An 8,468-nucleotide genomic window follows, 5' to 3' on the forward strand; every position below is an offset into this window, starting at 1 on the left:
CGCGCATCAGGTCCACCACGTGCACCAGATGGTGGCCGTTATTGGCCGCGTCGAGCGTCACTGCGAGCCAGCGCCCGTTGGGCGAAAGCGCGGGATCATACGACGCGGCTTCGCCAACCGGCTGCATTTCCTTTCCGGATCTGTCAAACCACACCAGGCGTGAGCTGTAGGTGCGACGCGATTGGTAGACCAGGACGCCCGAGTCGGCCACGGAAAAACCGGCCTTGCCGGACCTAACGTCCTGCTCCATCTCCTGGCTGACCACGGGAATGGGATCACCGGCAAAGCGCAGTTTCTCCGCATCGAATCGCTGGGCAAAGAGGGTTCCGTCGCGCACGAACAGCACGTGGCCCGCGGCGAAGGCCACATTGCCTCGGATGTCGCTGGAGAGAAGCGTGCCCTCGCCGTTGTCGAGAGAGGCTACGTAGATTCCGTTGCGGCCTTCCGACCAATCGATGAAGTACAGGAAGTGGCGTCCGTCGGGGAGGAACGTAGGCCAACGGTGGCTCTCGCCGACCCCTTCGTGGAGCTTGGTCGCAGGGACGAGGACGCCGCCGGTCGCGTGTACGCGTGCGAGGGCCGCGCCGATGTGCGGAGCGAAAACTATCGTGCCGTCACGATTCCACGTGCCGCCCAGGCCCCGAGGAGCATCACAGACATTCTGCACGCCGCCTGTAGCGAGATCGATCTTCTTCAGTTTCCCTCCCGCGAAAAAACCGACCTCCTGTCCATCGGGCGACCAAAACGGGTGGCTTGCGCCTTGTGTTCCCGAAAACTCCTGGCTCGAATCGGTGGCCAGCGACCTCACCCAGAGAGTCGCCACTCCGTCCGCGCTGGTTGCAGTGAACGCCAGGCGGCTCCCGTCGGGCGAGACCGCGAAGTCATAAGGCACGAAAGAATGGGCAGGAGGCGGCGTAAGCGCGGCGCGATATACCTGCAGCTTCGGCGCCTCTCCGCGTCCCCAGCGGACACCTGCCTGGAACGCCACGGCAACCAGCAGCGCGATTGCCACCGCCCAGAGCCACACGCGCCGCAGCTGGCGAGCCGCGGGTTGAGCCGGTTGCTGATCGCGCTGCCGGATCCACTCCAGTTGGAGCTTTACGTCCTGCGCGCTCTGCCAGCGATTATCCGGATCTTTCGCCAGGCACGTGCGCACCACCCGGTCTAGCGCCGCAGGCGTCATCGGTAGCACTTCTCCGATCGGCTTCGGCTCCGCCGAGAGGATGGCGCCGATGAGGCTGGCTTTGGTCTTGCCCGTGAATGCCGGCTTCCCCGTCGCCATCTCGTAGAGCACGGCCCCGAGCGGGAAGATATCGCTGCGCGCATCCGCCTCTGCCCCTTCCAGTTGTTCCGGCGCCATGTACTGGAAGGTGCCAACAATGACGCCCTCCTCCGTCAGCGATTTTGCCGGCGGCGCCAGAGTGGTCATCTCCGAGAGCGCTGCCGCCGCGGGCACCAGCTCGCTGCGCAGCTTCGCCAGCCCGAAGTCCATCAGCTTCGCGCCCGCCTTGGTCAGCATGATGTTTCCCGGCTTCAGGTCGCGATGGATAATCCCCTGCCGATGCGCCTTTTCGAGCGCGGCGGACACTTCGACCCCAATCTTCAAGAGTTGCTCCAGCGGCAGCGGACCTTTCCGCAAACGCTCGGCCAGGGTCTCGCCTTCCAGGTACTCCATCACCAGGAAGTCCACGCCCTCCTGCTGGCCGACGTCGTAGAGGTGGCAAATGTTGGGATGGGAAAGGGCAGAGATGGTGCGTGCCTCACGCTCCAGGCGCTTGTGCAGGTCGGGGCGCTCGGCCAGCCGGGCGGAGAGGACCTTGATGGCGACGGTGCGGTCCAGGCGCGTGTCGCGCGCGCGATAGACCTCGCCCATCCCGCCCGCGCCGGCGGGCGAGAGGATTTCGTAGGGTCCGAGTTTGGTGCCGGAGGTGAGGGCCATCCGCGCGCCATTATAGTTCCAATGGCGTCGCTCACCTGGACGTATAACGGGCAAACCGGACACTTGGCCGCTGGTAGCACGCACTTGTCCGATATGCCGACTACACAGACATGTGGACGCGGGCCGGGCTGCGAGAGCGCAACGCCCTGGTCGGTGTTGTTCTCACCAGCTATGAAAAATCAGCCATTGATGAAGACGCTTAAATAAACAACTCGTGCTAGAATCCGGCGGTTCGAGGTGGGGCGAGGTGCGTGATGAAGAGCAATCTTGGGTTCTGGCGGGTTTCTTTCCTTCTGCTGGCCGCACTCTTTCTCGTGACGGCGGCAAGCCGCCCGGCTCTGGCCCAGTTCCAAAAGCCAGCAGACACCGGACAGTTGCTGCAGGCGCGAGCCACGCTGTCCACGGAAGACGAGACCCGGGCGGTGGCCTTCAGCCCGGACGGAAAGACCGTGGCCACCACGGCGGGGAGGGCCTTCCAGCTCTGGGACGCGGCCACCGGCAAGCTGAAGATAAAAGTGGATTTCAGTTCCAGCACCAACCCGGAGGCCCACAAGCGGGCCATCCAGGCGATCACCTACAGTCCCGACGGCAAGACCATCGCCACCGGGGGCGAGGACTACACCATCAAGCTATGGGATGCGGAGACGGGAAAGTTCCGGGCCACCATTGAAGGCCACGAAGATCAGGTTCGCTCCATCGCCTTCAGCCCCGATGGGACGATGTTGGCCAGCGGCAGCTACGATACCACGATGAAGCTGTGGGACCCGGCTACCGGAAGCCTGAAGGCGACCCTGCGGATGCCCGGGGAGGGCACCTCCAGAGTATCTCAGCCGGTCACCTGGGTGGCTTACAGCTCGGACGGGAAGACCCTCGTTACCACTACCTCTGGCTTCGGCAAGGCCAGGCTGTGGGACGCTTCCACAGGCAATCTGAAAAAGACCTTTGACAACATCAAGCCACTTTTCCGCGGGATGCTCAGCCCCGACGGCCGCACGCTGCTGACCACGGGAGATGGAGATAAGGCGGCGAAATTGTGGGATGTGGCCACCGGGAGAATCCGGGCTACCTTGTCTCACGAAGAAGACGTGCGCGCCGTGGCCTTCAGCCCCGATGGCCGCACCGTGGCCACCGCCAGCCTGGATAAGACCGCCAAGCTGTGGGACACCACTACCGGAAAACTGAAAGCCACGCTTCGGGGCCACATCAACACCCTGTACTCGATCGCCTTCAGCCCCGACGGCCGCACCATTGTCACCGGCGCCAACGGACAGGCCCGGCTCTGGGACGTTCCGTCCAATTAAGGATTGCGGAGCAGACAGGGTGTGCGACATAGAAATCCAACATGCGGATGGGCTGTGGTCTGACCAGCCACGCGGAAACGTTGAGAGGACCTGCTCGCTCAACAGGATAGTTGCCGCCCATGCCGTATAAAGAGGTGGGGCTTCCCGGCAACCGATGCCGGATTTTCTCTTTCCTTACCCGGCCGGTGATAGCGCATAGCGGCGCGAAGCTACATCGGGGCACCGACTTCCCGGGCCCGGCGTGCGAAGCGCGACAGCAAGCCACGGGCGCCAGGAACGGTTAGTTTCCGATATGCCGACTATACGGCCAAGTGGCCGCCGGGATTCGAGGCACAAACCTGGTCGGTGGGTGCCCCACGCTGAATCGCAAGAACATCTGCACGGTGTACGAGATCGTGCAGTTGTTTCAAGCGCCGCCGGCATCGCCGGAATCACACGCCACCGAGGCCCATCCGATACCCGGGTAATTGTCATTCGGTCTCCGAAGACGGCGCGACCGGCTTCCAGCTCGCGACTCAGCCGCAGCATGGGCGCGGCGACCTTCCGCGCCTCCGGTCCGGAGAGCCGCACCACGCCGATGCCGCCGCGACCCGGCCCAGTGGAGATGGCGACGATGGTGTCGTCCAGGTGCACAAGGCTATTCTAGTGAACTCACAGGAGACCGGCATGAGCGTAATCGACGAGGTGGTCCGCGCCAACCAGGAGTACGCCCGCAAGCACCAGCTGCGGCATCTTTCCGCGCGCCCACGGCGCAAGCTGGCGGTGCTCACCTGCATGGATACGCGCCTCTCCCGCGCCACCCTGGGGCTGGCGGAGGGCGATGCCCACATCCTGCGCAACGCCGGCGGCATGGCGACCGAGGATGCGCTGCGCTCCCTGCTGGTCTCTCACTACCTGCTGGGAACGGAAGAGTTCATGATCGTCAACCACACCGATTGCGGGCTGATGGCGGCGACCGAAGACGAGATCCGCGGGCGCATCCTCAGCCGCACGGGCTGCGACGCTGACACGCCCGCCTCCTTCCACAGCTTCACCGACCTCTATGAGAACGTGCGCCGGCAGATGGAAGCGCTGCGCAGTCATCCCTGGGTGCCGAAGGAAGTTCCGGTGCGGGGCTTCGTCTACGACGTCGCCACCGGAGGGCTGCGCGAGGTTTTTGCGTAGGCGTGTAAAAGCACCCGTCAGGGCGTCTCCTTGGAACGGAGTCGTTGCCGGCGGGACGCCGGCGCTACCCGCGCCTACTTCAACACACCGTTGACCTTCTTTCCCTTCTCCATGCGGGCGAAGGCGGCCTGCATCTGCTCGTAGATGCGGTCGATCTTCCCGTGCAGCTGCGCCACCTCGACCCTACTGCAAGTGTCGCTGATTGTACCTCAGCGGCTGAGCGACGTCCTCCCGAGTGACGGCATACTCGAGAGTAATGCACTTGGCCGTATAACGGGCTATGGTTCCATGTGCCGCCACACCGGCACTGGTGAAGCCACTTGGACGGTATGCCGACTAACCAGCCAAGTGGCCGCCGACATCAGAGGAGGAGCCGCAAGGTGGCGTGACAAAGCGGCGAAAACGCGCAGTCAGAGCCCCCTTTCTTGCCTGGGCCACTGTCGTGACAGGGGAAATGCCTTCGTTTCAACTGGATCGGAGACTCGGATCGAATTCTTGCGCGCCACAAGGGCAACCCCGAGTCCCCTCACTAGAAGCGGAAGAGGTAAGAGACCTTCACGAACACCTGCCGGCTGTCATTGAGGAAGCGGTTGCGGGTCTGGAAGAGGCCGGTGTGCGCGGTGATGGCGTCGCGGTCCAGGTTCGCCAGATTGCTGTTGTAACCCACGTAGATGGCCGTGCCGGGATGCACCAGGTAGGTCACGACGAAGTCGGCGTTGAAGCCCTTCGGTGAGGTAAGCCCGGAGTACACCGGGTTGGCGAGCAGCGTGTTGTACTGGAGGATGGCGCGGAAACTGAGCTCCTTGTTCCACTGGTAGTTCCACTTGGAGCGCAGGATGTGGCTGTTGAAGGCGGCGGCGTGCGCCTGCGGGATAGTGAGTCGGCTGAGCAGGTAGCTGTTGTCGATGGTGAGATGGTTGAAGGGACGCACAGTCATGCCGAGATTGGCTTCCGTGCTGTATCCCAGAACGGGCGGCTGGCCGGAGGGCGGGTCGAAGTTGATCTGCCGGCCGCGCAGAAAGAATGCGTTGAAGCTCAGCCAGGAGAGGTAGCTGCTGTTGAAGGACACGCCCCAGTATCCCTTGTGGAAGAAGGTGTTGCCGGGAAGCGTGGAGAAGTCGGAGGGGCGCAGCGTCTCGTCCGAAAACCCCTTGAATACCTGGAAGGAAGTGTTGGCCTTCAGGTCCACAAAGAAGCCGGGCTCGAAGATGCGCTGCAGGTGGACGCCGTCGTGGTCCCAGACCTGATTCGAGAAGAACTGCGGTCCGAAATCGGTGACGTGCTTCCCTTCCGGGCGGAAGAAGTACTGGAACCCAGTGTCCAGGCGGCGGATGTTAGGGCGGCGGAAGAATCCGGTGAGGTTGAGGAAGCCGTTTGAAGTGTCGTTGTAGTAGGCGTTGAAGACGACCTTGCGGGTTTGATATTCGGAGAGGGCGTCGAAGGCGGGCCCGGCCAGGTGGCTGCCGTCGGCCAGATCGGTGGAGCTGACCACGCCCTGGAAGCTGGTGGTCCAGTGGTCGCCGATGCGGAAGCGGCCGTCCACCCCGCCCACGCGGTTGCTGGTTGTCAGGCATTTGGGCAGGGTACAAGCGGTCGCGGGATCGGCGCTGAACTCGCGGTCGGCGTAGATGATGCCGATGTGCGATTGCTTCCACAGATCCCGCGTGATGCGCGCGATGGTGAAGTAGGCGCGCTTGCGGCGCAGCACATCATGGTCCGGCACCAGGCGGCCGGGAGACTGGTCGTCAATGGCCAGCAGGCCGATCCCCCAGGGACCGAGCTTGCCGGTGAGCCGCACGCCCGCCTGCGGGTCCACGATGCGGCGCGTGAAGTAGAGGTTGATGGGCGTCTGGAAGAAGTTGGCGTTCTCCTGGAAGAAGGGCCGCTTCTCAGGGAAGAAGACCTCGAAGCGCTGATTGACCGTGGTCTGCGGCTCGTCGGACTCCACCTGGCGGAAGTCAGGATTGAAGGTCAGGTCGAGGACCAGGCTGTTGTGCACGATGACCTTGGCGTCCAGGCCGGCGTCCCCGCCCAGGTGGTTGCCGGTGAAGAACGGGAAGTTGGGATCGCGGTCGTCGAGGAAGCGGAAGGCGCGCGCCACTCCATAGGGCGCGAGCTGGATGTTGCGTCCCGGGGAGATGCCGCGCAGGCCCTTGAGCGTGCCTTCCTGCGAGAGCCGCCCCTGGATCTTGCGGGTGAGTGCGGGATAGAAGCTGTTGTCGTTGTCGTGCGGCACCACGCGCTGCAGTAGGATGCCCCAGGTCTGCTCATCGGAGGCAAAGAAGCGCAAGCTCTTAAAGGGGATGGCCATCCACGCCACGTAGCCCTGTGAAGTCACCTTGCCGCGGGAGTCCCATACGGTGTCGAAGGAGCTGTCGTAGCCGTCGCTGTCCGTCCAGATGTAGTCGAACTGGATGCCCAGCGGGTTTACCATAAAACCGTAGGAGCGGCGCTTGTCGTTGAAGGTGTCGAGGTAGATCTGCACCTCGTCGTGATCGGGTCCGATGGCCTCGCGGCGCACCATGCGGGCACGGATCTTTCCCGGCTCGCGGTCGAAACACACCCACACGGCATAGAGGTTCTTGAAGTCATAGCCCAGGTAGACTTCGGTCCGCTCCTGAGCCGGCGCGCCCTCCTTGGGGTCGAGTTGGACGAAGTTCTCGACCTTCGTCATCTGCTGCGCCACGCCCGGCCCCGGCTTCATCTCCAGGAAGTCTTCCAGCTTGGGAGCGCTATCCAGGCGGGGAATGTTGATGACGGCGGCTGCGCCCCGCGCTTGATTTGCGATGGGAGGCGCCTGTGAGGCCGGAGCGGCAGTCTGGGCGCGCAGACCCGCGCACAGCGCGAGCAGAAGAATCGCTCGCAGCCAGACCGATGCTTTGAGTTGAACGCCGTGGCCCAACATCCGCACCGCCCCCCTCACCCGGAGTCCGAGTATTGAACCTTAGACGACTGTAGGGGGCAAATGTACCGTGCCGCGGGTGAGAGAAATCCCCACCCTTGTGTCTCGCCAGTAGAGAACGGATGGGCGGCTTACGACAGAAACCCAAGGTCCGGCCCCAATGCCTCCGGGTATTGGACCGTCCTACCGTCACCATACCACGCAATCAGAATCCGCCTATCCTTCACAACATAATCCACGAGCCAGTCCTTCTCTCGGGGAAGTGGGTTCTCAATTACGACAACCAGTTTGGCTTCAGGCATGTCCTGCAGGTACCGGTACTCGTACAACAGCGATATGGCCTTCCTGACCTTGGTCGCGGGCATTGTTGTCATGGGTAGACTTCATTTCAAACAAGGTCAATTGGACGGATAACGGGCAACTCGTACATGTGCAGCCATACCCGCAGTGGTCGGGTCACTTGGACGGTTTGCCGACTACTCAGCCAAGTGACCGCCGACTGTCAGAGGAGGAGCCGCAAGGCGCTGGGATAGTTTCCGAGTCGGCGACAAACTGTCCGGAGCCGGCCCGATGCGATACGCGAGTGGCCAATGAGAGCTAGGGATGCGGGCGTTTCCGGAACTGGCAGCTCGTATGACGCCTCGTAGACCCCCGGACAGGTCAGCTCTCGTCAGTGTCCCGCAGGCGCGGCCGGCGCCTTCTTCAAATACTTCTCAAACCACCCCACGATGCGGCGCGCGGCGTCGATCTGATGTTCGAGTTTGTCAAACCCGTGGCCCTCGTCGGGATAGTAGACAACGTCCACCACGTTCCCGCGCTTTTTCAGGACTTCCACCAGTTGCTCGGTCTCTTCCTTGGGTACGCGCGGGTCGTTGTCGCCCTGGAGCACCAGTAGCGGCGCCTGGACGTTCTGGATGTACTTGATGGGAGAGTCCTCTTCGTAGATTTTCCGGTCCTTCTCCGGATCGCCGAGCAGGCTGCGCAGATACTGGCTCAGCAGCGGGTCGGAATGCTCGAGCATCGTGTACCAGTCCAGTGGCCCGAACAGATCGACGGCGGCGGTGAACTTTTCGGGTTCTTTGGCGGCGAGCATTAGGGTCATGAATCCGCCGTAAGAGCCGCCAAAAACACCCACCTTGCGCGCATCTGCGTAGCCGGTGCC

At 63.0% G+C, this 8,468-nt stretch carries 6 protein-coding genes and 1 pseudogene; 2 read left to right on the forward strand and 5 right to left on the reverse strand.

All coding sequences use genetic code 11. The features are described from left to right. Positions 1–1,939: protein kinase (locus VGQ94_09965; protein HEV2022838.1), on the reverse strand; the 1,939-nt coding region annotated here is incomplete at its 3' end. Positions 1,940–2,193: 254 nt separating this feature from the next. Here VGQ94_09965 and VGQ94_09970 point away from each other — a divergent pair. Next, the gene (locus VGQ94_09970; protein HEV2022839.1) at positions 2,194–3,240 is read left to right on the forward strand and encodes a WD40 repeat domain-containing protein; all 1,047 of its coding nucleotides are present in this window, start codon (positions 2,194–2,196) and stop codon (positions 3,238–3,240) included. Positions 3,241–3,723: 483 nt separating this feature from the next. Here the strand turns inward: VGQ94_09970 and VGQ94_09975 are convergent. Further along, positions 3,724–3,873: pseudogene (locus tag VGQ94_09975) on the reverse strand (tRNA uridine-5-carboxymethylaminomethyl(34) synthesis GTPase MnmE). A 33-nt stretch (positions 3,874–3,906) separates the two neighbouring features. On the opposite strand from VGQ94_09975, the gene VGQ94_09980 reads away from it, so the two are divergent. Further along, the gene (locus tag VGQ94_09980; GenBank protein HEV2022840.1) at positions 3,907–4,404 is read left to right on the forward strand and encodes a carbonic anhydrase; all 498 of its coding nucleotides are present in this window, start codon (positions 3,907–3,909) and stop codon (positions 4,402–4,404) included. A 529-nt stretch (positions 4,405–4,933) separates the two neighbouring features. On the opposite strand, the gene VGQ94_09985 is transcribed toward VGQ94_09980, so the two are convergent. The 3 genes from VGQ94_09985 to VGQ94_09995 form a co-directional block, all read right to left on the reverse strand. Continuing rightward, positions 4,934–7,309: a DUF5916 domain-containing protein gene (locus VGQ94_09985; protein ID HEV2022841.1), complete on the reverse strand. Its 2,376-nt coding sequence runs from the start codon at positions 7,307–7,309 to the stop codon at positions 4,934–4,936. A 128-nt stretch (positions 7,310–7,437) separates the two neighbouring features. Beyond that, on the reverse strand, positions 7,438–7,671 hold the full coding sequence (locus VGQ94_09990) for a hypothetical protein (protein ID HEV2022842.1): 234 nt from the start codon (positions 7,669–7,671) through the stop codon (positions 7,438–7,440). A gap of 305 nt (positions 7,672–7,976) precedes the next feature. Further along, the coding region (locus tag VGQ94_09995; GenBank protein HEV2022843.1) for a prolyl oligopeptidase family serine peptidase at positions 7,977–8,468 on the reverse strand (492 nt) is incomplete at its 5' end.

The sequence above is a fragment of the Terriglobales bacterium genome (genome assembly GCA_035937135.1).
In the GTDB taxonomy this organism is placed as follows: domain Bacteria; phylum Acidobacteriota; class Terriglobia; order Terriglobales; family Acidobacteriaceae; genus DASYVL01.

Bases quoted from the DNA above. Each gene is read 5' to 3' on its own strand.
- VGQ94_09970 (HEV2022839.1), top strand. From the start codon at position 2,194: ATGAAGAGCAATCTTGGGTTCTGGCGGGTTTCTTTCCTTCTGCTGGCC.
- VGQ94_09990 (HEV2022842.1), bottom strand. From the start codon at position 7,671: ATGCCCGCGACCAAGGTCAGGAAGGCCATATCGCTGTTGTACGAGTAC.
- VGQ94_09985 (HEV2022841.1), bottom strand. From the start codon at position 7,309: ATGTTGGGCCACGGCGTTCAACTCAAAGCATCGGTCTGGCTGCGAGCG.
- VGQ94_09980 (HEV2022840.1), top strand. From the start codon at position 3,907: ATGAGCGTAATCGACGAGGTGGTCCGCGCCAACCAGGAGTACGCCCGC.